At 60.4% G+C, this 23,921-nt stretch carries 22 protein-coding genes, 1 tRNA gene and 1 pseudogene; 13 read left to right on the top strand and 11 right to left on the bottom strand.

What is annotated here, in order from left to right; all coding sequences use genetic code 11:
* Window positions 1-28: 28 nt before the first annotated feature.
* Entirely contained in the window at window positions 29-781 is a 753-nt protein-coding gene (locus tag ACA075_RS25740; RefSeq protein WP_497299336.1) for an energy transducer TonB, read from the top strand.
* Complete coding sequence (rimI, locus tag ACA075_RS25735) at window positions 774-1,226, top strand: ribosomal protein S18-alanine N-acetyltransferase (protein ID WP_008145534.1); 453 nt, start codon at window positions 774-776, stop codon at window positions 1,224-1,226. The genes ACA075_RS25740 and rimI overlap by 8 nt, the downstream gene beginning before the upstream one ends.
* 110 nt (window positions 1,227-1,336) lie before the next feature.
* Here rimI and ACA075_RS25730 read toward each other — a convergent pair whose 3' ends face one another.
* Complete coding sequence (locus ACA075_RS25730) at window positions 1,337-1,741, bottom strand: serine kinase/phosphatase (protein WP_497296127.1); 405 nt, start codon at window positions 1,739-1,741, stop codon at window positions 1,337-1,339.
* Between the two features lie 141 nt (window positions 1,742-1,882).
* Between ACA075_RS25730 and can the strand changes: the two genes are divergently transcribed.
* Window positions 1,883-2,527, top strand: coding sequence for a carbonate dehydratase (can, locus tag ACA075_RS25725; RefSeq protein WP_131063236.1), 645 nt, complete (start codon window positions 1,883-1,885; stop codon window positions 2,525-2,527).
* Window positions 2,528-2,533: 6 nt separating this feature from the next.
* Here can and ACA075_RS25720 read toward each other — a convergent pair whose 3' ends face one another.
* The 4 genes from ACA075_RS25720 to ACA075_RS25705 form a co-directional block, all read right to left on the bottom strand.
* Entirely contained in the window at window positions 2,534-3,058 is a 525-nt protein-coding gene (locus tag ACA075_RS25720) for an SET domain-containing protein-lysine N-methyltransferase (protein ID WP_497296126.1), read from the bottom strand.
* Window positions 3,059-3,232: 174 nt separating this feature from the next.
* A complete protein-coding gene (locus ACA075_RS25715; protein ID WP_497296125.1) occupies window positions 3,233-4,405 on the bottom strand; it encodes a hypothetical protein in 1,173 nt (390 codons plus the stop codon).
* A gap of 74 nt (window positions 4,406-4,479) precedes the next feature.
* Window positions 4,480-6,201: a J domain-containing protein gene (locus ACA075_RS25710; RefSeq protein ID WP_497296124.1), complete on the bottom strand. Its 1,722-nt coding sequence runs from the start codon at window positions 6,199-6,201 to the stop codon at window positions 4,480-4,482.
* Window positions 6,202-6,212: 11 nt separating this feature from the next.
* The gene (locus tag ACA075_RS25705) at window positions 6,213-7,910 is read right to left on the bottom strand and encodes a molecular chaperone HscC (RefSeq protein ID WP_497296123.1); all 1,698 of its coding nucleotides are present in this window, start codon (window positions 7,908-7,910) and stop codon (window positions 6,213-6,215) included.
* A 235-nt stretch (window positions 7,911-8,145) separates the two neighbouring features.
* On the opposite strand from ACA075_RS25705, the gene ACA075_RS25700 reads away from it, so the two are divergent.
* Both ACA075_RS25700 and ACA075_RS25695 read left to right on the top strand, forming a co-directional pair.
* Window positions 8,146-8,436 carry a nucleotidyltransferase family protein gene (locus ACA075_RS25700; protein ID WP_497296122.1) on the top strand — a complete coding sequence of 97 codons (291 nt, stop codon included), beginning with the start codon at window positions 8,146-8,148 and terminating at the stop codon, window positions 8,434-8,436.
* A gap of 73 nt (window positions 8,437-8,509) precedes the next feature.
* Window positions 8,510-8,776, top strand: coding sequence for a HepT-like ribonuclease domain-containing protein (locus ACA075_RS25695; protein ID WP_497296121.1), 267 nt, complete (start codon window positions 8,510-8,512; stop codon window positions 8,774-8,776).
* A gap of 35 nt (window positions 8,777-8,811) precedes the next feature.
* Here the strand turns inward: ACA075_RS25695 and ACA075_RS25690 are convergent, their stop codons facing one another.
* On the bottom strand, window positions 8,812-10,230 hold the full coding sequence (locus ACA075_RS25690) for a short-chain fatty acid transporter (RefSeq protein ID WP_497296120.1): 1,419 nt from the start codon (window positions 10,228-10,230) through the stop codon (window positions 8,812-8,814).
* Window positions 10,231-10,431: 201 nt separating this feature from the next.
* Between ACA075_RS25690 and ACA075_RS25685 the strand changes: the two genes are divergently transcribed.
* The 4 genes and pseudogenes from ACA075_RS25685 (at window position 10,432) to ACA075_RS25670 (ending at window position 13,848) form a co-directional block, all read left to right on the top strand.
* Window positions 10,432-11,745, top strand: a complete 1,314-nt coding sequence (locus ACA075_RS25685) for an MFS transporter (protein WP_497296119.1) — start codon at window positions 10,432-10,434, stop codon at window positions 11,743-11,745.
* Window positions 11,746-11,825: 80 nt separating this feature from the next.
* A pseudogene (locus ACA075_RS25680) lies at window positions 11,826-12,650 on the top strand (PAS domain-containing protein); the annotation flags it as partial.
* Window positions 12,630-13,190, top strand: coding sequence for a methyl-accepting chemotaxis protein (locus ACA075_RS25675; protein ID WP_497299335.1), 561 nt, complete (start codon window positions 12,630-12,632; stop codon window positions 13,188-13,190). The pseudogene ACA075_RS25680 and the gene ACA075_RS25675, both read left to right, overlap by 21 nt.
* A gap of 58 nt (window positions 13,191-13,248) precedes the next feature.
* Complete coding sequence (locus tag ACA075_RS25670) at window positions 13,249-13,848, top strand: flavin reductase family protein (RefSeq protein WP_497296118.1); 600 nt, start codon at window positions 13,249-13,251, stop codon at window positions 13,846-13,848.
* 12 nt (window positions 13,849-13,860) lie between these two features.
* Here the strand turns inward: ACA075_RS25670 and ACA075_RS25665 are convergent, their stop codons facing one another.
* On the bottom strand, window positions 13,861-14,229 hold the full coding sequence (locus tag ACA075_RS25665) for a cupin domain-containing protein (RefSeq protein ID WP_497296117.1): 369 nt from the start codon (window positions 14,227-14,229) through the stop codon (window positions 13,861-13,863).
* A 77-nt stretch (window positions 14,230-14,306) separates the two neighbouring features.
* The gene (locus ACA075_RS25660) at window positions 14,307-15,116 is read right to left on the bottom strand and encodes an AraC family transcriptional regulator (RefSeq protein WP_497296116.1); all 810 of its coding nucleotides are present in this window, start codon (window positions 15,114-15,116) and stop codon (window positions 14,307-14,309) included.
* 186 nt (window positions 15,117-15,302) lie between these two features.
* Between ACA075_RS25660 and ddlA the strand changes: the two genes are divergently transcribed.
* A complete protein-coding gene (gene ddlA, locus ACA075_RS25655; protein WP_497296115.1) occupies window positions 15,303-16,397 on the top strand; it encodes a D-alanine--D-alanine ligase in 1,095 nt (364 codons plus the stop codon).
* Between the two features lie 33 nt (window positions 16,398-16,430).
* A complete protein-coding gene (locus tag ACA075_RS25650) occupies window positions 16,431-16,775 on the top strand; it encodes a gamma-glutamylcyclotransferase family protein (protein WP_497296114.1) in 345 nt (114 codons plus the stop codon).
* Window positions 16,776-16,841: 66 nt separating this feature from the next.
* On the opposite strand, the gene ggt is transcribed toward ACA075_RS25650, so the two are convergent.
* Window positions 16,842-18,674: a gamma-glutamyltransferase gene (ggt, locus tag ACA075_RS25645; protein ID WP_497296113.1), complete on the bottom strand. Its 1,833-nt coding sequence runs from the start codon at window positions 18,672-18,674 to the stop codon at window positions 16,842-16,844.
* Window positions 18,675-18,837: 163 nt separating this feature from the next.
* Between ggt and ACA075_RS25640 the strand changes: the two genes are divergently transcribed.
* A complete protein-coding gene (locus ACA075_RS25640; RefSeq protein WP_497296112.1) occupies window positions 18,838-19,947 on the top strand; it encodes a DUF2817 domain-containing protein in 1,110 nt (369 codons plus the stop codon).
* 71 nt (window positions 19,948-20,018) lie between these two features.
* Here ACA075_RS25640 and ACA075_RS25635 read toward each other — a convergent pair.
* Window positions 20,019-20,095, bottom strand: a tRNA-Met gene (locus tag ACA075_RS25635).
* A 116-nt stretch (window positions 20,096-20,211) separates the two neighbouring features.
* The gene (locus tag ACA075_RS25630) at window positions 20,212-22,269 is read right to left on the bottom strand and encodes a methyl-accepting chemotaxis protein (protein WP_497296111.1); all 2,058 of its coding nucleotides are present in this window, start codon (window positions 22,267-22,269) and stop codon (window positions 20,212-20,214) included.
* 332 nt (window positions 22,270-22,601) lie between these two features.
* On the opposite strand from ACA075_RS25630, the gene ACA075_RS25625 reads away from it, so the two are divergent.
* Window positions 22,602-23,819: an MFS transporter gene (locus ACA075_RS25625; protein ID WP_497296110.1), complete on the top strand. Its 1,218-nt coding sequence runs from the start codon at window positions 22,602-22,604 to the stop codon at window positions 23,817-23,819.
* The last annotated feature ends 102 nt before the right edge of the window (window positions 23,820-23,921 follow it).

Raw genomic sequence — 23,921 nt, 5'->3', positions numbered from 1 at the left:
GTCCCGTCGCCGCGCCTATTTGACCGCCATGCAGGTGGTCAACTGGCTGCCGCGCACCGAATTGCCCTTTGCCGCGCCTTCACGGCCCGAGCTGCTGGAGATGCCGGAGCCGCTGGTCGTCGCGCCGTTGGTGCCTGTTTCTGCGCCAGCGCCTGCCGCCAACGCCGCCGCTGCGCCGGTGGTGGCGCCGACGGAACGGGTGAAAATCGAGGTGCCGCGCCCCTCGTTGGCCAGCACGCGCACGAACGCCAAGGTCGAAGAAGAGGCTGCACCGGTCGTCGCCAAGGCTGTGCAAGTGCCGCCACCGCGTTTTTCCCTGCAATTGTTGCGCGCCGGTCGTTGCCTGCTGTTGGTCGAGTTACCCACAGGCGAACCGTTCCAGACCCGCGATCCAGCCTATCTTTTGCTCAAAGACATGCTGCGCGCCGCGGGTCTGCCTGACGCCCCGCAGATCATCGGCGAGCCGGTGCGCTGGCCGCTGCTGGCCCGGGGCACCATGGACCAGGGGCCGGAAGCCGCTCGGGATTTCGTGCAAGGTTTTCTCTCGGCCCGACTGGAAGACGCTCCGTGCGTCTGTGTTTGGCTGATCGGCCTGCCAGCGGTGCGTTTTGCCGGTGAAGCGAACGCCGAATCCTTCAACCGTGAACTCCAGGTCGAAGGCCTGGGCTCGGTCTGGGCCCTGCCGGGCCTGGAATTATTAATGGAAGAGCCACAGCGTAAGGCTGATGTCTGGCAAGCCATGCGTCGGCTGATGGCGCGCTGGAAAGAATCGAATGAGTGACGCTGTATCGTTCCGCCCGATGACCGAGGCGGACTTGGATGCTGTACTGAAAATCGAATACGCGGCGTACAGCCATCCCTGGACCCGCGGGATTTTTCTGGATGGGCTGGGTAAATATCAGATATGGCTGATGTTTGAAGGCCAGCAGCAGGTCGGTCATGGCGTGGTGCAGATCATTCTGGATGAAGCGCATCTGCTGAACATCACCGTCAAACCTGAGAATCAGGGCCGTGGCCTGGGCTTGACGCTGCTGGAGCATTTGATGTCCCGGGCGTATGACGCCAAGGCGCGGGAGTGTTTCCTGGAAGTGCGCGACAGTAACCGTGGTGCATTCAAGTTGTATGAGCGGTATGGGTTTAACGAGATTGGCCGTCGTCGGGATTACTACCCGGCGGTGGGTGGGCGGGAAGATGCGGTGGTCATGGCCTGCACTCTCGTCGATTGAGTCTTTTTAAGGTTCGCGGGCAAGCCTCGCTCCTACGGGATTAGTGGGTACGACACCAATCTTGTAGGAGCGAGGCTTGCCCGCGAAGGCGTCCTGACTGACATCAACGATCAACGATTACCATCCATCGGATCCCGACGCGCCAGTTCTTCTTCATCCAGCCCGTTACCCCCGCCGATATCGTCTTCATCGACAATGCTCAAATCCCAATCCGCCTGATTGCCTTCACCGGCTTCATGGGCATCCCGTGCGCCGTCTTCACGAATCAACGTTTCCGGGCTCATGTCATCATCGGTAGACTCATGGTCATCGGTCGAGGCGCCGGTCATGCCTGCTTCACGCACGCGTTCCCGAGGCATCAGGCGTTCGCGTTCGTTTTCCGGGATCTCGTCGCCGATTTTCGCGCTGGGTTCTTCCTCGTCGAAATCCAGCTCATGCATCGAACCCATGCGGTCTTCGTTGTCATCGATGGGCTCGGGTTGCGCCGCATCGTACGGACGTCGTGAATCAGTCATGGCAATTCCTCATACTGTGGGCCTTACTAGGGTGGACCCACTGAACTCCTGAGAATTCCACCGGCCATACTTGCATCAAGCGCGTGACCCCGACGGATGGTTGTGTGTCAAACCAGCGCATCATTCTTGAGGCTTTACAGCATGAACGAATTACAAGATCTGATTGATAACAACGAACGCTGGGCCGAGGCGATCAAACAGGAAGATCCGGACTTCTTCTCCAAGCTGGCCCGACAACAAACGCCGGAATACTTGTGGATTGGCTGTTCCGATGCGCGGGTGCCGGCCAACGAGATCGTCGGCATGCTGCCCGGCGACCTGTTCGTCCACCGCAACGTGGCCAACGTGGTGCTGCACACCGACCTCAACTGCCTGTCGGTGATTCAGTACGCGGTCGACGTGCTCAAGGTCAAACACATCCTCGTCACGGGCCACTACGGCTGCGGCGGTGTACGGGCTTCGATGCAGGATCGCCAGTTGGGCCTGATCGACGGCTGGCTGCGCTCGATCCGTGACCTTTATTACGAGAAGCGCGAAGAACTGGCCGAGTTGCCGACCGAAGAAGAACGGGTCGACCGTCTCTGCGAGCTCAACGTGATCCAGCAAGTGGCCAACGTCGGCCATACCAGCATTGTGCAAAACGCTTGGCATCGCGGGCAGAACCTGTCGATCCACGGCTGCATCTACGGCATCAAGGACGGTCGCTGGAAAAGCCTGAACACGACCATCAGCGGTTTTGAGCAATTGCCGCCGCAGTACCGACTGCGTCCGGTCGAGACGTTGTAACGCCGCTCAGCAAAGGCTGCGCCGACGCCAGTGGTGGTAATACAACTGGCCGTCGGCGTTTGGCGATTCGTCGTAGCCGCAGATCCAGCCTCGACACTCCGGGGACGCGCACTGACAGGCGAATTGGCGCAGCAGTTTGTCCTCGGTCGTGGCGAAATCCATCATCAGGTTGTCGCCTTTCTTAATATCCTTCAGTGCCCACAACCACAGTTCGCTCATGTCGAAAAAGACATTGGGGTCGCAAGAGTGACTCAGCAGCCCGCTGAAGTGTGGGTCGTAGACGTGGATACCAGGTGCCAATTGCCGGGTATGTCGATGGCGATAAGGCAGGAGATGCCCCGACACGCGGCAGATTCGGCTGATCCGTGGAAATTCGCGCAGGGCGATGATGGCCACTGCCAATCCACTGGCGTTGTAGATAATCTCGAAATCGACCCGGGAGGGAAATCCAAGGCCCAGCGGTAGCTCCGGGAAGGGATAGATTCCATCAGGAGGTTGCGCAACTTGTCCATGCAGGGGGTGAGGTTTCATAACGATCCTTGTCGGCAACGCGTTGCGACTTCCAAAACTGACGTCCTGTCAGCCCTGCAACACAGGGGGTTACCTCAAGATCTCGCAAATGAAACGACGGGTCTACTGTCAGAACTGACAGGAGGAAAGTGCGCTTTTGCGCGTAAGCCTTCGCTCACGCGCAAAAGGAGCCGATTACAGCGCAGGTGCCGGAGCCGCTGTCACAGGTGCCGGGGCTTGCAGCTGTTTGAGCTCGGACTGGATCGGCATCGTCGCGCACTTGGCGACGGCTTGTTCAGGCGTCAGGTTGCGGATCGAGGTGTAGAACAGCTCGCAGGTTTTTTCTTTCTGCGTCACTTGCCACGTCTGGGTGCAGCCTTTCAGCTGAACGGTCGGGTCGGTCCCGGGTTTGCTGCCCATACCGGCCTGCCAGCAGGCGGCGCTCAAATCCTGGCCCATGACTTTCAGTCCTGCGGCGTCAGCCTTGGCCTGAGCATCGTCGCCGGTGTAGCTCTCCGGGTTGGCGGCGTACCAGATGTAACTCGGGTGGTTGGAACCCAGCACCGGCACCTTCACCCCGGCGCTCGGGCTGATAGTGGCCAGGCCCAGCACATCAACGGTCGGCCCGTATTGCTGCTTGATCCAGTTACGCACCGGCGCGCCGAACGCGACCATCGGCAATGCCGCGCCGCGGGCATTCTGGCTGACTTCCTTGACCATGGTGGTCTGGTAGTCCTTGAAGTAGTCGTAGACCCCTTCCAGATCCTTGCCGGCACTGGCCGGCGCCGCAATCGGCGCGATATCAATGATGGTCTGGTAGCCCGGCGTCTGATCGGCGGGGATACCGTTGTCGGTCAGCAGCGTAGCCCAACGATCCGTGGTGGCGGAACGCAGGTAATCCTGGGCTTGGGTCAGGGAGTAATCCGGCGGGAAATGCAGCAATTCGACACTTTTGCGATTTTCCAGGGCCATGCCCAAGGGCAGGAACAGATACCAGCTGTAAGCCCACTTGCCGTCAACGTTGAGTTTTTTGGCGCCGGTATAGGCCAGATCGCCCGCATCGAGCAGCGCGGCCAGCGGCTTTTCGTAACCCTTTGGCACGCCGCTGATGTCGGCATACAGCTGACCGTTATCGGTTTTGACCCGCACCTTCGCGGTGCTGTAACCGTCGCGTTGCACGCTTTGGGTCAGGTAATGCTCGACCGTCTGCTCGAGCGTCCAGTTACGGAAACAGATCACGTTGCAGTTGTTGGGGTAGGCGAACAGCCGCGTGACGCGTTCGGTGCTGCCCAGTTTCAGATCGACATTGGCGTGGGCGGCGGCGCTCAAGGTGAGGGCAGCGAGGGTAAGTCCTGTCAGTTTGAACATGCTCAGATCCTTTTCAGCGTGGGTCCGCGTTGATCGCGGGCGATAGTTACTTAAGCAGATCGGCCGACAATCGCTCACCTGAACATCAAATGCGTCAGGTGAAGCTCCGGGAAATACATCCGGCACACGAAAATGACGCCGACCATCACCAGCAAAAACACCAACTGCAACGGACTGAAGTGCGCCCAATGCAGTGCGGTCAACCATGGACGCCGAGCAGCCAGTTCAGGATCAAGCTGACCGATACGGCGCTTGTGCAAGAGTCCGATCAGCATGAAACCGACATAAGTCGCCATGCCCGGCCAACCCAACAGAAGCCCGAACAGCAGCGTGAGGACGGCTTGCGGAACACCATGTCGGATCACCAGCCAGCGGGTATCCGGGTTCCAGTGTCGGGGGACCAGGCCTTCGGTCAGCCACAGGTCCTGGACAATGACATGCGAGATGATCGGCACCCACCAGCTCATGGCGAAACGGAGGAACCAGACCGGAACGCAGGCGAATACCAAAGAGGTGAATATCATCGGGATGCTGATGTTGAAGCCGTGGGATTTGTACTGGGCTGGGAAACAAAACAAAAACAGCGCCAGTGCGATGCCGGCCCAGACACGCACCCAGGTTTCATCGGTGATGGGGCGCGGCAGGAAACGTCGCCAGTGGAAAACATCGGCGTGGGGCAACCGTAAGCGCAATTCCGGGTAACGCCACTTGAGGGTTTGCGCAAGGTCATGACAGGCCTGCCATTCGTTCCGGCCAAAGCCGTCGATCATTTTCTTCTGTTGCCCCGGCTTCATCGGGTTCATCAGCAAATGGGCGGCCTGAACGTCAGCGGCCCAGGTCCGGCTGTCTTGCGCCTTGGCCTGCAGGCTTGCGTAGAAGCTTTCCTGATTGCAGCGCTCGATCAGTGCTTCCCAGAGCGACGCCGGTTCAGGATGAATGCCTTTTTCATCGTCCCAGCCAAACACCTGACCGACGCGGTCGAACAGCGGCAGGCTCCATTGGGTGTCGTTGAACAATTGCAGAAGGATTCTCTGCCACTCCTGGCGTCGATCGAACACCTGCAGCCAGGGCTGTGCGGTGTAACTTTTGAGTTGAGTAAGGAAATCCCGTTCTTTTCCGCCTTCGAGCAATTCCTGCAGCGCCTGCCGATACTCCTGCAGCAAACCGCTGGCGAGCGCGTCTTGCTGCCAATCGGTCATTTCGACGTTTTGCCAGGGCGCGAGCCAATCGAGGTGATGGACCGTCCAGGTGGCAATCGGACGGAGCAAGCCTGGATGATCGAAACACAACGCCAGCAGCAACTGCTCAAACGCCTGGGCGCAGTGCTGTTGCTGCGCCTGCGCCCAGCGCTCGGACAGATTCTGCTCCGAGAGTCCTTCGAGCAAGGCGCGTGCCGCTAGCTCGTCCGGCGTGACGACCGGTTCGTGCAAGGGCTGGGGATTGACCGGTGAAAGGTTCAGTGAGCGAAGAGAGGACGGACTTTCAAGGTTCAAGGGCCGAAGCAGGGGCGGATTTTTAAGGCTCAAGGGACGCCCGTCGAGCACATCGGACCACGCCTGAAGGTCGGCGTGATTCGGCTTCTCGACAACGTCGGCTGTTGCGACTTCACGTTCTTCGGCGGCGTTTTCGGCCCGCCATTGCGCCACACTCAGCGCCTCCTCATAAGCCTCACGCAAACGCTGAAAGCCTTCAGGATCTTCATCGGGCCGGAAGGTTTTCAGCAGTCGCGCATAGCTTCGCTTGATGGTGCGCGCGTCGGCGTCTTCGGGCAGTTCCAGCACAGACCAGCAATCCATGTTGCCGCTCCTCACTGCCACAGGCCGTTGTCCAGCGTGCCCAGTTGCTGGGTCAGTTCGCTGCGCGCTTCGCGGATCCGGCGTTCGTCCTGCGAATCAAGCACGTGCTGAAACTGTTTGGCCCAATGACCGATCTGTTCACGCATCTGCCCCAGACTCTCCTGATAGAGACGCTCAAGGCGTGCGGTCAAAACGGTATTGACCTGCTGATCGCGCGGATGAATCTTCAACAGCGCCAGGCCCTCCAATCGCTGCTGGATCTCCTCGGGAGTGAGCACGCCGGGGTTGTTTTCGATCACCAGCGAATGCTTGTCGCCCGTCAGCGGGATGACCACCTGGGCTTCGAGCAAACCGTTGTTGTCATAGGTGAAGCGCACATCGAGGGCGACTTCGCCGGCCTTGCGTTTCGGCACTTTGATGTCCAGTTCGCCCAATGCCACGTTGTCTTTGACCAGACGGCTTTCGCCCTGAAAGATCTTCAGCAGCACGTGCTCTTGGTTATCTTGCAGCGTATACACCGTCTTGACCCGGCTCACCGGCACGATGCTGTTGCGCTCAATAATCGGCAGGTAATGCCCGCTTTCGTACTGCTGGCCGATTTGAGTCGTCGTCTCGATGCCCAATGTGTAAGAACAGACGTCGGTCAGCACCACTTCTTCCAGCGCGGCGGAGCGTGCTTTCAAGGCTGCCTGGATCGCCGCACCGTGGGCTACGACTTCGTCCGGGTCGAGACTGATCGAAGGAAAACGCCCAAACAGGCCGGCTGCCAGTTTGCGCACCAGCGGCATGCGCGTCGTACCGCCCACCAGCAGGATTTCGTCGAGATCACTGACCCGAATCCGCGCGTCTCTCAGGGCCCGCTCGATTGGCGTGCGCAGGCGTTCGAGCAGTGGCGTGTAGAGCGTGGCCAGTTGCGCTTGGGTGATGGTTTGCGTCCATTGCTGGCCGTCGACCCGCAGGCTGAATTCGGCGCTACTGTCTTGGCCCAGGGCTTTGCGCACGCGCTCGGCCTCGCGACGCAACGGCTGGATGATGCTGTTGCGGTCAGGAAAGTTGTCGGTGTTGCGATGGTGCTCAAGGAAATGCTCAAGCAGCACGCTGTCGAAATCTTCGCCGCCCAGGAAGTTGTCGCCGGCGCTGGCGCGCACTTCCATGACGCCGTCGAACAGCTCCAGGATCGACACGTCGAAGGTGCCGCCACCGAGGTCGAACACCAGGAACGAGGTTTCCTTGTCCCGTTGGTGCAGCCCATACGCCAGGGCTGCCGCGGTCGGCTCGTTAATCAGCTTTTCAACCTTCAGACCGGCCAGTTCACCGGCAATCCGCGTGGCCTTGCGCTGGGCATCGCTGAAGTAGGCCGGCACGCTGATCACCGCTTCATGCACGGTTTCGCCAAAGGCCCGTTCGACGTCTTCCTTCAGGCTTTTGAGCACCAGCGCCGAAAGCTCTTCGGGGCGGAATGATCTGTCTCCCAGGCGCACTTCCGTGGCGCTGCCCATGTGCCGCTTGAACAGCGAAGCGGTCTGGCGCGGATGGGTGTGCAAACGTTCGCGGGCGGCCTGGCCCACCAACACGCGGCCTTGATCATCAAGGCCCACCACGCTGGGGGTGAGAAACTGGCCCAGGGCATTGGGCACCAACTCGCTGGACTCCCCACGCCAGACGGCAACGAGGCTGTTGGTGGTCCCCAGGTCAATCCCTACGATCATTGCGATGAACTCCCTTTCCGGCCTGCAAAAAGTTGAAACAGATAATATTCGCGCAAGGATATTACCGGAGCAGCGGGGCGGTAAAGCAAAGTAGTGGCACTGAGCTATTATTTGCTACGGGGCGTGGTTCAGTCTGGATGCCGTGGGATGTGACAGAGGGTAACAAGAGGGGCAGTGTCTACCATTCTCGAGCACTGCTAGACTGGCAAATTACTGGACTTGGCAAAGGTCAACCATGAAACCCTCAATTGCACTGGATCTAAAACGAGCAGCCGTCCGCGAGGTCGTCGGTCGATTTCGCACGTCTAACCCTCGTGTATTCGGTTCCGCGTTACTCGGGACAGATAAAGAGGGGAGTGACCTTGATTTGCTGGTGGACGCGCTCCCTGGGGCCACGCTTTTCGATCTCGGAGGGCTTCAAGTCGAGCTTGAGGATTTGCTGGGGGTCAGTGTTGATTTGCTGACGCCGGGAGATCTTCCTTTGAAGTTTCGTCAGCAGGTGCTCGACCAGGCTCGTCCCGTATGACTGTTAATCGTCTCGGAGATTACCTCGGCCATATGCGGCAAGCCGCTGGCGATGCGCTGATCTTTGTCGAGGATTGAGTAAAGAAGAGTTTTTCGAAGACAAACGTACCCAGCAAGCGGTGATCATGAGCCTCATCATTATTGGTGAAGCAGCCACCAAAGCAATGGATGGCTATTCGGACTTTGCGAGCGAAAACTCACAGGTGCCGTGGCGCAGCATGCGAGGTATGCGCAATCGTATTGCTCACGGCTATTTCGATATCAATCTTGAAGTGGTGTGGGATACCGTTCAGACGGCACTGCCTGAGTTGCTGAGGGTTTTACCCTCCGATCAAACCTGATTGCACCTGCCCCCTGCAGGTGCAATCAACCTCATTTAAGGCATCACCGGCGCCGTATACGTCAGCGTCGTCCCCAGCGCCCACAGCAGAAACAGCACCAGCGGCGTGTGCACCAGCAATTGCACGAACGAAAAGCCGATCAAGTCCCGCGCCTTTAACCCAAGCACGCCCAGCAGCGGCAGCATGTAGAACGGGTTGATCAGGTTCGGCAGGGCTTCAGCCGCGTTGTAGATCTGCACGGCCCAACCCAGGTGGTAATTCAGGTCGGTGGCCACTTGCATGACGTAAGGCGCTTCGATGATCCATTTGCCGCCGCCGGATGGGATGAAGAAACCGAGAATCGCCGAGTAAACGCCCATCAGCAGCGCATAGGTGTCGTGGGACGCAATGCTGACGAAGAAGGTCGAGATGTGGTGGGCCAGGGTCTGCGCGTCAGTGCCTTTGACCGTGGTCATCAGCGCAGCGATCGAGCCGTAGAGCGGAAACTGGATCAGCACGCCAGTGGTGGTCGGCACCGCTCGGGACACGGCATCGAGGAAGCTGCGCGGACGCCAGTGCAGCAGCGCACCGAGCATGATGAACAGGAAGTTGTAAGTGTTCAGGCCCGAGATCGCGCTGATTGCCGGTTTAGTCGAAAACTCGTGGAACAGCCATCCCGCTGCCAGCAGCACCAGCAAAATCGTCAGCAGCGGGCTGTGTTCCAGCCATTCACCGGGACGGGTGCGCGGTTGCAGCGGTGGCAGGTTGAAGCTCGGGTCGATGCCGCAGGCTTCGGCGTCGCGAGCCGTGTTCGGGCCGGGAGCGGTGGCGTAGGCAATGATCAGCGAAATCACGATCAGTGCCAGCAACATGACGCCGGACTGCCAGAGAAAAATGGTCTGGGTGAACGGAATGACGCCGGTGATCGACAGAATCGACGGCGGCAGGCTGGCCGGGTTGGCCTGCAATTGCGCGGCGGACGACGACAGGCCCAGGGCCCACACGGCGCCAAGGCCCAGATACGCGGCCGCACCGGCGGCGCGGTAATCCATTTTCAGGTCGGTGCGGCGGGCGAGGGCGCGCACCAGCAAGCCGCCGAACACAAGCGACAGGCCCCAGTTCAGCAGCGACGCCACCATGGAAATCAACGCGACCCAGGCCACGGCCGAGCGACCGTTTTTCGGGATCCGGGCCAGACGGTCGATGAGTTTCACCGCGGGCGGGGAACTGGCGACCACATAACCGCCGATGACCACGAACGCCATCTGCATGGTGAATGGAATCAGGCTCCAGAACCCATCACCGAAAGCCATGGCCGCGTCAGTGGGTTTGGCGCCCATGGCCATGGTTGCCACGGCCACGATGATCACCGCCAGGGCGGCAAATACCCAGGAGTCGGGGAACCAGCGTTCGGCAAAACTTGAACAGCGCAGGGCAAAGCGGGCGGAGCGGGTATCTTCGATATCAGCGGCCACGGGAGTACCTCGAATTTTTATGTTTATTGTGGTCTTTGGGGCGGCAAAGGCCCGTCTGGACAGGTGCCAACAGTAAATCAATCAGTCATATTTTGTGACGAAGATTAACCAGACTGAGACTTTGGTCTAACGGGTTGTCGGTGGACGCGATTGCGTAGACCATGGGCGCCTTGGTTTTTTGCCCGTGACAGAGTTCTTTTCATGACTGCCAACACCGATTCGCGCCCGGCGCCGTTCAGCCGCTCCGACTACAAGACCCTTGGCCTGGCGGCCCTTGGCGGGGCGCTGGAAATCTACGACTTCATCATTTTCGTATTTTTCGCGCTGACTCTCAGCCAGTTGTTCTTCCCGCCGGAAATGCCCGAGTGGCTGCGCTTGCTGCAAAGCTTCGGGATTTTCGTGACGGGGTATCTGGCACGGCCGTTGGGCGGCATTCTGATGGCGCATTTCGCCGACCGGCTGGGGCGCAAGAAGGTTTTCAGCCTGAGCATCCTGATGATGGCGCTGCCGTGCCTGCTGATAGGAATCATGCCAACCTACGCCCAGATCGGCTATTTCGCACCACTTTTGCTGTTGATCCTGCGAGTCCTGCAGGGCGCTGCGGTCGGCGGGGAAGTGCCGAGCGCCTGGGTGTTCGTCGCCGAGCACGCGCCGGCCGGGCATCGCGGTTATGCCCTCGGCTTCCTGCAGGCGGGGCTGACCTTCGGCTACCTGATCGGCGCCCTGACGGCGACCTTTCTGGCGCAGGCGTTCACCCCGGCGGAAATCCTCGATTACGCCTGGCGTTATCCGTTCCTGCTGGGCGGCGTGTTCGGGGTGATTGGCGTCTGGCTGCGCCGCTGGCTCAGCGAAACCCCGGTATTCATGGCGATGCAGGCGAAGCGTGATGCCGCCGTCGAACTGCCACTGCGCACGGTCTTGCGTGAACATCGCCTGGCGATTCTGCCGGCGATGCTCCTCACCTGCGTACTGACATCGGCGGTGGTGGTGTTCGTCGTCATCACGCCGACCATGATGCAGAAAACCTTCGGCATGACCGCCAGCCATACCTTCGCCTTGAGTGCCTTGGGCATTGTGTTCCTGAACATCGGCTGTGTACTCGCCGGGCTGCTCGTCGACCGCATCGGTGCCTGGCGCACGGTCATGCTCTATAGCCTGCTGCTGCCGCTGGGCATCGGCGTGCTTTATACGTGCCTGATCACCGGCGGCGAGTGGATCGGCTTGGCCTACGCGATTGCCGGGCTCGGTTGCGGGGTCGTCGGCGCGGTGCCGTCGGTAATGGTCAGCCTGTTTCCGGCGCGGATTCGCGTCTCGGGGATTTCCTTCACCTACAACATTGCCTACGCGGCGTGGGCAAGTATCACACCGCTGTTGCTGATCGGTCTGATGCCGTGGAGTCCGTGGATTTGCGTGATCTTCAGCGCGGTGATGGGCGCAGTGGGCGTGAGCAGCGCGGCGTATTTCGGCACACGGATGCCCCGGGTTGAACGTTGCCCGGCCGCTGGCGCGGCGTGAATAAACAGCCTGATAGGCGTGCCGCAACTATTTTTGTAGGACAACCCTGAAACAGGCTTCAGAAAATATCCGCAAGGCCGATGGCTAGGCTGCAGACCGCTTTCTATCCCTGTCCATCGGTGCTTTCCATGTTCAACAAACGCTTGAAGCAGGAGCTGTCGGCTCTTCGCGAAGAACTCTCCAGCCTTCAGCAAGTGAAGGACAGTCTGGAAAGCGAGATGCTGGTCCTGACACTGGATCCTGATGGACGGATTCAATCGGTCAACCAGAACTTCCTCGGCGAGATGCTCTACAAGAGCAGCGACCTGATCGGCCGGCACATTGAAGACATTGTCCCGCCCCATGTGAAATCGGACGAATTCCACCACCGCTTCAAGGCTGCGCTGACCCGCCGCGAGCACTTCGCCGGCGCCGTGCGTTTGCTGCGGGGCAATGGCCAGGAAGCCTGGCTGCGTTCGATTGTGCAGCCCGTGTTGTCCTCGGAGGGGCGGATCAAGCACTTCTCGATTTATTCCAGCGACCTGACCCGCACCATCGAGGCGTCCCGCGAGCATGAGAACCTGATCGGCGCACTGGTGCGTTCGACGGCGGTCATTGAGTTCGATCTCAATGGCAACGTGTTGGCGGCCAACGAGCGGTTCCTCAGCGGCATGAGTTACAGCCTGGCGCAAATCAAGGGCAAACATCACCGTACATTCTGCGAACCCGAGGATTACAGTAGCGCGGAATATCAGAATTTTTGGCGTCGCCTGAACGCCGGCGAGTTCGTGGCGGGCCGGTTCAAGCGTGTGGACAGCCATGGTCGTGTGGTCTGGCTGGAGGCGTCCTACAACCCGGTGGTGGACGCCAACAACACGCTCTACAAAGTGGTGAAATTTGCCACGGTGATTACCGATCAGGTCAATCAGGAGCAGGCGGTCGCCGAAGCGGCCAACATCGCCTACAGCACCTCCCAGCAAACCGATCAAAGCGCCCAGCGCGGTACCGCCGTGGTGACTCAGGCGGTGGACGTGATGCGTGACCTGGCCCGGCACATGCAAACCGCCGGCGAAGGCATCGAAGCGTTGAACGAGCAGTCGCTGGTGATTGGCACCATCGTCAAAACCATCAGCGGAATTGCCGAACAGACCAACCTGCTGGCACTTAACGCGGCCATCGAGGCGGCGCGCGCCGGTGAACAGGGCCGAGGGTTTGCCGTGGTCGCGGACGAAGTCCGGCAGCTGGCGTCCCGTACCAGCCAGGCCACCGATGAAATCGTTGGCGTGGTGCGCCAGAACCAGGACATGGCGCGCAATGCCGTGGCCCTGATGACCGACGGCAAACTCCAGGCCGAACAAGGTCTGGCGCTGGCGGCGGAGGCGGGCACGGTGATCGTCGAGATTCAGGATGGCGCGCAGAAAGTGGTGAACGCGGTCGGGCAGTTTGCCAATCAGTTGTCGACTTGATACCTGCGCTCCTTTTGGAAATCGTTACAATCGGCGTTTTCCAAAAGGAGCAGCCCTCATGAGCGTTTCCCACCGCCGTCCGGTTCCCTTGTCCAAGGCTTATCGCTTGCTCAATCACGGGCCGACCGTGCTGGTCAGCGCGGCGCATGACGGCCAGCGCAACATCATGGCCGCCGCCTGGGCGATGCCTTTGGACTTCGAACCTCCAAAAATCGCCGTGGTGCTGGACAAGTCGACCTGGACCCGCCAACTGCTGGAAGCGTCGGGCACCTTCGTGCTGAACGTTCCCTGCGCGGCCCAGGCCGATATCGCCCAGACCGTGGGCTCGACGTCGGGCCTGGAGTTGACTCAGGGCCAGGGCCTGGACAAGTTTCAGGTGTACGGCCTGCCGACGTTCAGCGGTGAGCTGATCGATGCGCCGATGCTTGAAGGTTGCGTCGCCTGGCTGGAGTGCCGGCTGCTGCCGGAGCCCAACAACCATCAGCAATACGACCTGTTCGTGGCCGAGGTGATTGCCGCCCAGGCCGATGAGCGCGTGTTCAGCGAAGGCCGTTGGCATTTCGAAGGGCACGATGCTTTACGCACCCTGCACCATGTTGCGGGCGGGCATTTTCTGACGATCGGCGATCCGGTGGAAGGCAAGACCTTGCAGCCGTAAACCGGCTGCCTTTCACACCCACACGTCATTCTGCGCCGTGCGTTCGCCACCCTCACTGCCCGTGTTCAGTACACCCTTGGGCTCGATCAGCAGCAGTTTCACTTCCTGTTCGGCGCAGGGTTTGTGCTCGACACCCTTGGGCACCACGTACATTTCGCCCGCGTTCAGCAGGACGTGGCCATCGCGAAAGTCGATGCGCAACTGCCCTTCGAGCACGATGAAGGTCTCGTCGGTGTCCAGGTGATCGTGCCAGATGAAATCCCCCAGCAGTTTCACCACTTTGAACTGGTAGTCGTTCATTTCGGCGATGACCCGAGGGCTCCAGTGCGAGTCGATCCGGGCGATTTTTTCAGCGAAGTTCAGGCTTCGATAGGCGTTCATGAAACAAGCTCTCGTGGTTGATCGTGAATCCACGATAGTCAGCACGGCAGCAGGCTTCTTGTACGATTGTGCGTGGCTTAGCGGCGGTGCATTTTCATCCAGCGGGCTGGCGACAGGCCGTAGGTCTTGCTGAATTGCCGGGTCATGTGGCTCTGGTCGGTGAAGCCGGCGATCAGCGCGGCACTGACCAGTGACTGGCCCTGGATCAGCAGTGCGCGGACCAGGTCCAGGCGGCGCATGGTCAGGTATCGATAAGGGCTGGTGCCGAACAACAGGCGAAAATCCCTCGACAGACTCCAGCGATCCCGACCGCTGTGCTGCGCCAGTTCCTCCAGCGTCACCGTGCGATCCAGGGCGCTGTGGATGAGCTCCCGCGCGCGCTCCGCCGCCACGTATTCGAAGCGCTGGCGTTTACCGGGCGCGCCGGAGACGCTGCTCAAGGCCTGCGCCAGATCGAACAGCGCGTCCTGTTCTTCCAATGGATCGAGGGGCCAATCCAGGCTTCGCAGCAGCACATCGGTGGCGGCGAACAGGCGTGGGTCGGTCGACAATCCGGTCTTGATGAACGGCAGCGGCTGTCCGCCGAGTATCTGCTGGATCAGCGCCGGCTCGATGTACATCATCCGGTATTTGAAACCGGCCTCGGTGCCAGCCTCGCCATCGTGGACTTCGTCCGGGTTCAGCACCAACGTGCCGCCCGGCAGGCTGTGGCGCCAGCCGCCGCGATACTGAAAACTCTGCACGCCGGCCAGGGTGCGGCCGATTGCGTAGGTGTCATGGCGGTGAAGGTCGTAGCCGTGGCCGGCAAAAAACGCCTCGAAACGCTGAACCCCGCCCACGTCGGGGGCGCGGTGGAACCAGTCGATGGGAGGCGTGTGCTTGGCCATGGTGTCGTTGTCTTGAGCTCAATGTGAACACGGTAACCCAAGGACCGGCCGCCTGTCTGCCGGCCGATAAAAGCCTTGGGGCAGGTAGAAAAGCGCATACAAATGTAGCAAGGTATCGAGCATTCTTTGCAGCCTGAAATGCGCGTCGCGCGCTGCTGCGTATGATCGTTTGTCGAGGTGTCTGGTATGAGTAAACTGCGGGTAGGTGTCATTTTTGGTGGTCGTTCGGCAGAGCACGAAGTGTCGCTGCAGTCGGCGAAGAACATCGTTGACGCGCTGGATCGGTCGCGGTTCGAACCAGTGCTGATCGGTATCGACAAGCAAGGCCATTGGCACCTCAATGACCCTTCGAATTTCCTGCTCAACCAGGAAAATCCGGCCCTGATCGCCCTCAACCAGTCAAACCGTGAACTGGCCGTGGTGCCGGGCAAGGCCAGCCAGCAATTGGTCGAAACCTCCGGCCAGGAACTGCTGGGCCACGTCGACGTGATCTTCCCGATCGTGCACGGCACGCTGGGTGAAGACGGTTGCCTGCAAGGCCTGTTGCGCATGGCGGATTTGCCGTTTGTCGGCTCCGACGTGCTTGGCTCGGCGGTGTGCATGGACAAGGACATCAGCAAGCGCCTGCTGCGTGACGCCGGGATTGCGGTCACGCCGTTCGTGACCCTTACCCGCGCCAGCGCCGCGCGCACCGGGTTCGCCGAGGTCCAGGGCAAACTCGGCCTGCCGCTGTTCGTCAAACCGGCGAACCAGGGCTCATCCGTGGGCGTGAGCAAGGTCAGCGACGAAGCCGAGTACACGGCGGCAGTGGAGCTGGCCCTGGGTTTCGATGAAAAAGTACTGATCGAATCCGCCGTCAGCGGCCGCGAGATCGAGTGCGCCGTACTCGGCAACGAGGACGCCATCGCCAGCGGGTGTGGCGAGATCGTGGTGCGCAGCGGTTTTTATTCCTACGACAGCAAATACATCGACGCTCAAGCGGCAGAGGTCGTGGTGCCGGCCAACATCAGCAGCGAAGCCAGTGAGCGCATCCGTGCCTTGGCCGTCCACGCGTTTCAGGTGCTGGGCTGCTCCGGGCTGGCGCGGGTCGATGTGTTCCTGACCGACAGCGGCGAAGTGCTGATCAACGAAATCAACTCATTGCCCGGCTTCACCCGTATCAGCATGTACCCCAAGCTCTGGCAAGCCACCGGCATGACGTACAGCGAGCTGGTCAGCCGCTTGATCGATCTGGCGCTGGAGAAGCACAAGGCACGGCAAGCGCTGAAGGTCACCCGATAAGCTACTCGGGACTATTCAAACAAGGATTTATGGATGAGCGATTCAACGGTGTACCTGTTTTCCTACGGCACCTTGCAGGACAAAGCCGTGCAACTGGCCAACTTCGGGCGCGAGCTGACCGGCAGTGCCGATGCGATGCTGGGGTACGAGCAGTCCTGGGTCGAAATCACCGACCCAGAGGTGTTGGCCACCAGCGGCAAGACGCATCACCCGATTCTTCGTCCGGGCAGCACCAGCAGCGCGCCGATTCCGGGGATGGTGTTCCAGATCACACCCGAGGAACTGGCCGCCGCCGATGTCTATGAAGTGTCGGATTACAAGCGTGTCAGTGTGGTCCTTCAATCCGGGATTGAAGCTTGGGTGTACGTGAGCGTTTAGTCCCGAATGGCATCTATGAAAAAGGGCCTACCTCCCGGTAAGCCCTTGCTTATTCACTTGTAGGAATCAATCCCCCAACGCCGCCCCCTCACGTCGCGGATCGGCCCCACCCGCCAACGATGCTTTCCCCTGCTCGTCCTTCACCCGAACAATCGCCTGGGTGCCGCTGGTCATGTCGATCTCGCTGACGCTGTGCCCTTTGTCCTTCAGCGCCTGAATCAATCCGGTGCTGAACTGTCCCTCTTCCAGTTCCGTCGGGCCGTTGCGGCTGCCGAAGTTTGGCAGGCTGATGGCGGCTTGGGGGTCGAGGTTCCAGTCGAGCAGGCCGATGGTGGATTTGGCGACGTATTCGATAATTTGCGAACCGCCCGGCGAGCCGATAGTGGCGAGAAATTCGCCGCTCTGGCGGTCGAAGATCAGCGTCGGCGCCATGGACGAGCGGGGGCGCTTGCCGGGTTCGACGCGGTTGGCGACTTTCTGCCCGTTTTCTTCGGGGATGAACGAGAAGTCGGTCATCTGATTGTTGAGCAGAAAACCCTGGACCATCACGTGCGAGCCGAACGCGGATTCGACGGTGGTGGTCATGGACACCGCGCCACCTTCGTCATCGACCGTTACCACTTGCGAGGTCGATATACGCAGCGGCGAACGGTCCGGTGCGTAGGCGACCTTGATGCCCGGTGGTGTGCCGGGTTTGGCCGTGCCCATGCTGCGATCACCGATCAGGGCTGCGCGACTGGCCAGATAGGTCGGGTCGACCAGGCCTTTGACGGGGACGGGCACGAAGTCGGCGTCGGCCAGATAAAGCGCGCGGTCGGCGTAGGCCAGACGCTCGGCTTCGGCGATCAGGTGCACGGCTTCTGGCGTCGGCTCGGTGCCGGCGGGTTTGTCGGTCTTGACCGGTTTCATTGGGGTCAAGGCAAAACGCTGATCGCGAACTTCCAGTGCCTGGAGTGTGCCAAGGATCTGCGCCACGGCGACCCCGCCCGACGACGGCGGCGGCATGCCGCAGACCTGCCAGCGTTTGTAGTCGGTACACAGCGGCGCGCGTTCCTTGGCCTTGTAGCCTTGGAGATCATTCAGCGACAGGCTGCCAGGGTTGGCGTGGCCCTGAACCTTGGCGACGATTTCCTGCGCAACCGGCCCTTTGTAAAACGCGTCGGGACCTTCTTTGGCGATGCGCTTGAGCACGGCGGCCAGTGCCGGGTTTTTCAGCTGAGTACCGGCCGCTTTCGGGCTGCCATCGGCATTCAGAAAATACGCCACCATGTCCGGCGAGCGTCGCATGGAGGAATCTGAAGCGATCAGCTGATGCAAGCGCGGTGAGATGGCGAAACCTTGCTCCGCGAGTCGGATGGCCGGCTCGAACAGCTGCGCCCACGGCAGGCGACCGTGCTTCTGATGGGCCAACTCTAGCGCTCGCAAAACACCGGGCGTTCCCACTGAGCGCCCCCCAATCTGAGCCTGGGTGAAGGCCATCGGTTTGCCGTCGGCCTGTAGGAAAAGCTTCTCCGTGGCGCCGGCCGGTGCGGTTTCGCGACCGTCGTAGGTGCGCACGTTCTTGCCATCCCACAACACAATGAACGCGCCACCGCCGATGCCCGAGGATTGGGGTTCCACCAGCGTCAGCACCGCCTGCATGGCAATCGCGGCATCCACCGCTGAGCCACCCTGACGCAACATCTCCCGCCCGGCTTCGGCCGCCAGAGGGTTGGCTGCCGCCGCCATGTGTTTCGCGGCGTGCCGAGTTTGCAGGTCGGTGCGATAACCCGAGGCGACTTCCGGCGCGACCGGCAACGTTGACGTCGGCGGGGCGTTGCAGGCAGCGAGGGTCAGCGCGGTGGCGATCAGCGAAAAGGCTGACAGGCGATAGCGGCTCAAGCGGAAGGCTGAGAACACGTTGGGACTCCGTCCGTGGGAAAAGATCAGGGGACTTTATCGGCCGACAGGGTGTGGTGCAAACGACGGATGACAGCCAAGACGCTTTTGCCCTTCATGAGTTGACGGATTTTCTGTAGGGTCGAGGGCATCAGACGGGTCAGAAGATCAACAAGAGGCAGCCATGCAGACCGAGTTTCCCACGCAGCCGTGTTATCGCACTCAACGTGAGCAGTTCCTCGTGGCAGCGGCCGCGGCCGGAGCGACGTTGACCGAATATCCGCACCCACTCAAAGGACCCTTCGGCGAGCCCTTGAGCACCGATGTGGCGGTGTTGGGTGATCCGGGTGCCAAGCGATTGCTGATCGCGTTGAGCGGCACCCATGGGGTGGAAGGTTTCTACGGCTCCGATTGTCAGATCAAGTGGATGCAGGAGTTGGGCAAGCGTTCACTGCCGGCCGATGTCGCGGTGGTGATGATCCACCTGATCAATCCCTGGGGCACTGCATGGCTGCGTCGAGTCAACGAAGACAACATCGACCTGAACCGCAATCACCTGAACTTCCAGCGCCCGCTGCCAGACAATCAGGCCTATGCAGCGCTGCATGACATCTATGCGTTCACTGAGTTGCGCGGTCCCGAACGTGACCGCGCCGATGCCTTGCTCGATAGGCAGATTCGCAAGCAGGGTTGGCCGGCAGTGATGTCGATTGTCGAGGGCGGCCAGCACAGTCATCCCGATGGCCTGTTTTATGGCGGGCTGGCGCCGAGCTGGTCGAACCGCACGCTGCACGAAATACTGCAAAAGCATATTGCCCACGCCGAGGTCTCGATGAGTTTCGACTTGCACACCGGCGCTGGCGAGTACGGTCATCCGATGTTGCTGACCATCACCGAGGCCGCTTATCCCGCGCTGCCCGATGCGCAGGCCATCTACGGTCCGTGGCTCTACACGTTGCTGACCGGCGCCGACACCTTGAGCGAAACCGGGGTGGCCGCCACCGCTACGGGCTACACCTCGCAGGCACTGATCACCGCGTTGCCCCAGGTAAAACTGATGCCGTTCGTGATCGAGTGCGGGACGTATCCGGGGCCGGACGTTCATCGCCATTTGCGCGATGACCACTGGCTGCATCTGCACGGCAATCCAAGTGATGCGGTGGGGCGTGAGATCAAACTGAAACTGCTGGAGCAGTTCTATCCTGCCGACAGCGACTGGCAGGCGATGGTCTGGCTGCGGACCTGGCAGATTTGGGAGCGAGCGTTATCGGCGTTGCCGGCGGTTCGTTCCTGAGGTGCTGTTCGAGGCACTTTTCTCGAGGCATAAAAAAACGGCCTACCTTTCGGTAAGCCGTTTTTAGTACTTGGTGGCTACACAGGGACTTGAACCCCGGACCCCAGCATTATGAATGCTATGCTCTAACCAACTGAGCTATGTAGCCAAGTGGCGCGCATTATTCACCGGTAATGAAGATGCGTCAAGCGTAAATCAAAAATATTTCTCTACGCTTTCAACCGCTTATCGACCTGAGCCGAATATTCGGGCCGGGGGAGGGCGTCAACTGAGCTGAAATCTCCCGGTATTGGCACTCAAGGCCTTGCTGCCCTGGCTCAAGGTGTCCGCCGCCATGTTCACCGCCCGAGCGCCTTCGAGCAACCTTACGGCTGCCTGATCGACCTGCTGGATGTTGCCGCTGACTTCATCGGCGGTGCAGGCCTGTTCCTCAACCGCCGTGGCGATCTGCGCCAGGGTGTCGGTAACGCCTTGCACCGCGTGGGCGATCTCACCAAGGCGTTCGCCCAGGCCAGTGACCGACTGGGCATCACTTTGCGCCTGGCTACAGGCCGCTTCCATCAGGCTGACCGCCTCATTGACTGTGCTGCGAAGGCTGTCGACAGTGCCGGCGATCTGCGCGGTGGAGGATTGGGTGCGTTGCGAGAGGCTGCGCACTTCATCCGCCACCACCGCAAAGCCGCGACCTTGTTCGCCAGCGCGAGCCGCCTCGATCGCCGCATTGAGCGCCAACAGGTTGGTCTGCTCGGCCACGCCGCGAATGGTGTCGACCACCAATTGAATCTGCTGCCCTTGTTCGCTGACCCGGCCGAGTGCCGCCGCCGTGTCGTTCAGGCGCTGGTTGAGCTGCTGAATGCTCGCTGTGGTGCGCTGACTGTCACGACTGCTGTCGGCCGCAATGCGTTGGGTGTGTTGAGCGCTGCCGGACGCCTGTTCGCAACTCTGGGCGACACCTTGAGAGGTCGCGGCCAACTGCGTGGCCGCAGCGGCGATCTGGCTGATCTGCAATTGCTGCGCTTCAACTTCGCCCAAGGCGCCGCTGGAGTGATGGTTGAGGGTGCGCACCGCGTTGCTCACCTGCAAGGTTTCGTGATCGACCCCCAGCAAACTGTTGCGCAGCTGCACCACGGCGACATTCAGGGCGGTGCTGATGGCCGCCAGTTCGTCGCGCCCCTGCACTGGCACTTGCAGGCTGAGGTTGCCGTCGCGCAAGGCTTCGGCCAGCAGGGTGATGCCGCTGGCGCTGCGACGGATCGAGGCCTGCAAGCAGATGAACAGGTACAGCGCGGCCAGCAGCAGGCAGCCAAAGATGGTCGCCACCAGAATGAACTGGCGAATCGCCGATCCGTGGTAGTAATCCAGACGTTGATCCAGCGAGACCAACGACTGCTGGCGCAGCGAGGCGAGGTCGGTGAGCAGGCTGTCGAGGCTGCGCTCGAATTCATCCGGCTTGAGTTTGATGCTGCCGCCGAAGACGCCGTCATCGAGGACTTTCAGTTCAGCGTCCAGATGCTTGAGGCTGTCGTGGTATTGCCCGGCCCAGCTTTGCAAGGCGCTGGGCAGGCGGGCTTCCAGGAGGCTGGCGGTTTTCGCCAGCTGTTCCCGGGCATCGCCGATACGACTGCGCAAATCGCGCAATTGCAGACGGCTTTGCAGGGTGAACTGCCCGGACACCACCGACGCTTGGCCGACACTGGCCAGGCGGCCGATCCGCTCAATCAGGTCCGGCGCATGCTGTGTTGAGATTTGCGTCAGCAGGTAGGTTTCCAGCCACGGCGCGAGCGTCAGGCGATTGTCCATGGCGATCTGCTCGCGCAAGGCTTGCAGCGCACTCAAGGCATTGGTGAAACGATCGTAGCCATCTGGCCACCAACCGACGCTGCTCAGGCTTTTCGAGTCGAGGCCGTTGAGGGCGGTTTGCAGGGCCTGGTAACGGGTCAGGGTTTCGCCCTCGGCGCCTTCAGTTTTCAGTGCATTACCGAGGTCCGATGTGGATTGGGCGACGGCGGGTTGAACCGCATCGAACGCGGCCATCGCGGCAAGGGTCGCAGGGGTTGGCTGGCGATTGGTTTCCGTCGCGCGCCAGCGGGCAGCGCGGTCACGTTGGGCCGCGAGCAGGTTATCGAGTGCATCCAGGGCGAGCAGTTGACGAACACCGGCACGTTCGCCGGAGATCAAATTAAGTTTGGCGCGATAGTCCTGACCGATCATCAACAGGCTGCCTGCCAGCGGCAGGATAAACAGCAGAAACAACAACTGAAATTTGCGTGCGAAGCCAAAACGGCCCAGCAATCCGATCCCCGGTGATAAAAAAGCCTGCATGCCCCATGACTCCTCTGGACACCACGCACCATTGGCGTGCGTCGGGGTCGTTGCGACCGCGACTTGTGCCCTTTTAAAAGGCCTCGAAAGTTCACCCTTGTCAGCTCTGTAGGCCGACTCTGTGGCGAAACTTCCCATTCTCGGTCCCCTTTGTAAGGGGCCGCGTTGAAGCGGATTAACAAGGCAAGATTCAGACCATGGCGTTGCGCTATCACCTTCTTGGCGATGAATGTCGAGGTCGTTAGCAGGCTAAGGGGATGGCGCTGCTGCACTGAAAAATGGCACATTGACGCACCTGCCCGTGTGCACCCATCCGCTGTACGGAAATTCTCATGGCTATCAGTAACGCTCAGACCGACGCGACGTTGGCACCCGCGACTTCACAAAGCAGCCCTCTGGTCATGCGCATCATCGGCGCGGTGGCGCTGGCGCATTTGATCAATGACTTGATCCAGTCGGTTCTGCCGTCGATTTATCCGATGTTGAAGGCCAACTATGGCCTGACATTTACCCAGGTTGGATTGATCACTTTGACGTTCCAGCTGACGGCTTCACTGTTGCAGCCATGGGTCGGTTACCACACCGATCGCCATCCCAAGCCCTGGCTGCTACCGGCGGGAACCGTCTGCACGCTGATCGGCATTTTGATGATGTCGGTGGTCGGCACTTTCCCGCTGATTCTGCTGGCGGCGGGGTTGATCGGCATTGGCTCGTCGACCTTTCACCCGGAAGCTTCTCGCGTGGCGCGACTGGCTTCGGGCGGACGCTTCGGCCTGGCGCAATCGACCTTTCAGGTCGGCGGTAATGCCGGCTCGGCTTTCGGTCCATTGCTGGCGGCGGCGATCATCATTCCCTTCGGCCAGGGTCATGTGGCGTGGTTTGGATTGTTCGCCGTGTTTGCGCTGTTCGTGCTCTATCGGATCAGCCGCTGGTACGCCAACCACTTGAACCTGTTCAAGCTCAAACAAGGTCAGGCGGCGACACACGGCTTGTCGAAACGCCGGGTGATCAGCGCGCTGGTGGTGCTCGGGCTGCTGGTGTTCTCCAAGTATTTCTACATGGCCAGTTTCACCAGTTATTTCACCTTCTACTTGATCGAGAAGTTCGACCTGTCAGTGGCCAGTTCGCAGCTGCATCTGTTCCTGTTTCTGGGGGCCGTGGCGGCGGGGACTTTCTTCGGTGGTCCTATCGGCGACAGAATCGGGCGTAAGGCGGTGATCTGGTTCTCGATCCTTGGCGTTGCGCCGTTTACGCTGATCCTGCCTCACGTCGACCTGTTCTGGACCAGTATTCTGAGCGTGGTGATCGGCTTCATCCTCGCTTCGGCGTTCTCGGCGATCGTGGTTTACGCACAGGAACTGGTGCCGGGCAATGTCGGAATGATTGCCGGGGTGTTCTTCGGGTTGATGTTCGGTTTTGGCGGGATTGGTGCGGCGTTGCTGGGGCACTTGGCGGATGTTCACGGCATCGAATACGTGTACTTCCTGTGCTCGTTCTTGCCGTTGTTTGGGGTGTTGGCGATCTTGCTGCCAAGAACCAAGAAGGCCTGACCCCAGACCTCAGCCCCAATGTGGGATCGGGTTGAGGTGTGGCGGATGATTATTTCAGGCACAAAAAAGCCGCGTATCAAACGCGGCTTTTTCTTGTACGGC

The sequence above is a fragment of the Pseudomonas sp. LBUM1663 genome, assembly GCF_059695905.1.
Note: the sequence above shows the minus strand (reverse complement) of the source record. Positions and strands in the feature narration are given on the sequence as shown.

What these genes read in the sequence shown, in the direction of transcription:
- ACA075_RS25740 (WP_497299336.1), top strand. Translation starts at nt 29, where the DNA reads ATGCAGGTGGTCAACTGGCTGCCGCGCACCGAATTGCCCTTTGCCGCG.
- rimI (WP_008145534.1), top strand. Translation starts at nt 774, where the DNA reads ATGAGTGACGCTGTATCGTTCCGCCCGATGACCGAGGCGGACTTGGAT.
- ACA075_RS25730 (WP_497296127.1), bottom strand. Translation starts at nt 1,741, where the DNA reads ATGACTGATTCACGACGTCCGTACGATGCGGCGCAACCCGAGCCCATC.
- can (WP_131063236.1), top strand. Translation starts at nt 1,883, where the DNA reads ATGAACGAATTACAAGATCTGATTGATAACAACGAACGCTGGGCCGAG.
- ACA075_RS25720 (WP_497296126.1), bottom strand. Translation starts at nt 3,058, where the DNA reads ATGAAACCTCACCCCCTGCATGGACAAGTTGCGCAACCTCCTGATGGA.
- ACA075_RS25715 (WP_497296125.1), bottom strand. Translation starts at nt 4,405, where the DNA reads ATGTTCAAACTGACAGGACTTACCCTCGCTGCCCTCACCTTGAGCGCC.
- ACA075_RS25710 (WP_497296124.1), bottom strand. Translation starts at nt 6,201, where the DNA reads ATGGATTGCTGGTCTGTGCTGGAACTGCCCGAAGACGCCGACGCGCGC.
- ACA075_RS25705 (WP_497296123.1), bottom strand. Translation starts at nt 7,910, where the DNA reads ATGATCGTAGGGATTGACCTGGGGACCACCAACAGCCTCGTTGCCGTC.
- ACA075_RS25700 (WP_497296122.1), top strand. Translation starts at nt 8,146, where the DNA reads ATGAAACCCTCAATTGCACTGGATCTAAAACGAGCAGCCGTCCGCGAG.
- ACA075_RS25685 (WP_497296119.1), top strand. Translation starts at nt 10,432, where the DNA reads ATGACTGCCAACACCGATTCGCGCCCGGCGCCGTTCAGCCGCTCCGAC.
- ACA075_RS25670 (WP_497296118.1), top strand. Translation starts at nt 13,249, where the DNA reads ATGAGCGTTTCCCACCGCCGTCCGGTTCCCTTGTCCAAGGCTTATCGC.
- ACA075_RS25665 (WP_497296117.1), bottom strand. Translation starts at nt 14,229, where the DNA reads ATGAACGCCTATCGAAGCCTGAACTTCGCTGAAAAAATCGCCCGGATC.
- ACA075_RS25660 (WP_497296116.1), bottom strand. Translation starts at nt 15,116, where the DNA reads ATGGCCAAGCACACGCCTCCCATCGACTGGTTCCACCGCGCCCCCGAC.
- ddlA (WP_497296115.1), top strand. Translation starts at nt 15,303, where the DNA reads ATGAGTAAACTGCGGGTAGGTGTCATTTTTGGTGGTCGTTCGGCAGAG.
- ACA075_RS25650 (WP_497296114.1), top strand. Translation starts at nt 16,431, where the DNA reads ATGAGCGATTCAACGGTGTACCTGTTTTCCTACGGCACCTTGCAGGAC.
- ACA075_RS25640 (WP_497296112.1), top strand. Translation starts at nt 18,838, where the DNA reads ATGCAGACCGAGTTTCCCACGCAGCCGTGTTATCGCACTCAACGTGAG.
- ACA075_RS25630 (WP_497296111.1), bottom strand. Translation starts at nt 22,269, where the DNA reads ATGCAGGCTTTTTTATCACCGGGGATCGGATTGCTGGGCCGTTTTGGC.
- ACA075_RS25625 (WP_497296110.1), top strand. Translation starts at nt 22,602, where the DNA reads ATGGCTATCAGTAACGCTCAGACCGACGCGACGTTGGCACCCGCGACT.